Here is a 1,192-nt window from a genome sequence, read left to right as displayed (position 1 = left end):
TTATTGAGGATCAGGAAGGCGATTTCTGGTTTCTTGAGTGCAATTCCGAAGGTCAATGGTACTGGCTGGACAAAGCGATAGGCGGCATCATAAGCGACACATTTGCCGAAGTTCTTGCCAATCTAGCATGCTCGTAGTACCAATAGAATACTATCTATTTTGGGGATTTCCGATATGGGAGGGGTCATGATGAGATTATCAAGCACACGGATACTTAAGTCATATCACTACTGCATTGTTCTACTTGTTGCGGCACTTTGCATGGGGATGGCCCCTCCAACGGAATCCCCGCCAGGAGACGGCTGCCTGACCTGCAGCTGTATTGACGACCTGCTGGTGGCAGTGGAGCGCTCGCAAAACAATGACATGACGGGGGACGTTGCTGCACACGCTACAGATCATGCTTTCTGTGCCTGGCATCAATTCGAACCAGAATCGAGCAGGGGGTCGACAGCAGGATTGCCGGCGACACTCGCGCAGGCATTTGTGGGGGAAGCGGAAAATTTCAAAAGAAACTGGCCTATGATTCGCGCCGCTTGGGAAAACCGATTATGGAGCATGAGAGCAGCCTGTGGCTACCGTCTCGACAACGGTTCCCTATTCGATCTGCCTGACCTTGCGCGTCGATGCATTGAAGACCAGGCGCTCACCCGCATTGTCGAAAACGCTTGGCAGGCGCGTCTGAAAGCTTCAGCCGACGGAAACGGGGCACCCCGGCCAAATGAAGCCCACCCCTGCCAAACCGCCTGGACCGTCTGCGTGATGGTCATGAATGCCCAGCGTGTGGAACATGCGGCAGCGTTGAAGAACGTTCTCAAGGATCGTGACCTCACACGGCTGTTGCAAGCCGAGCCGCGTCTTGCCTCTTCGATCTTCCTCATCGTCCAGCATGCGGACAGCCTGCCGGCATTCCAGGCGGAAATGCTGGAAAAACTGGATGAGCTTGCCAAGAAAGGCATGCTGCCCGCCCGAAACGTCGCGATGCTGACCGACCGCGTCATGGCAAAAACGAAGAAGAAACAACACTTTGGTACACAGATGTCCTGCGACAGGGGTGAAGTGGTCTACCGTCCGCCTCTCGACGCATCGCGTGAAGAAGTCGATCGGCGTCGAAAGGAGGTCGGGCTTCCACCACTCGAAGAGATGGAGCGGATGATGGCGGAACAGTTCTGCTCCCATCAACAGCGCTGAG

2 protein-coding genes are annotated in these 1,192 nt (G+C 55.0%); both read left to right on the top strand.

The genetic code is table 11. The features are described from left to right. A partial coding sequence (locus D6694_11545) for an ATP-dependent carboxylate-amine ligase (protein RMH39048.1) occupies window positions 1–137 on the top strand: 137 nt, incomplete at its 5' end. Window positions 138–261: 124 nt separating this feature from the next. Continuing rightward, window positions 262–1,191 (top strand): hypothetical protein, encoded by a 930-nt coding sequence (locus D6694_11540; GenBank protein RMH39047.1) that lies wholly within the window; start codon window positions 262–264, stop codon window positions 1,189–1,191. Window position 1,192 lies beyond the last annotated feature (1 nt).

The organism is Gammaproteobacteria bacterium (assembly GCA_003696665.1).
In the GTDB taxonomy this organism is placed as follows: Bacteria; Pseudomonadota; Gammaproteobacteria; order Enterobacterales.
This window is presented reverse-complemented; position numbering and strand designations above follow the sequence as displayed.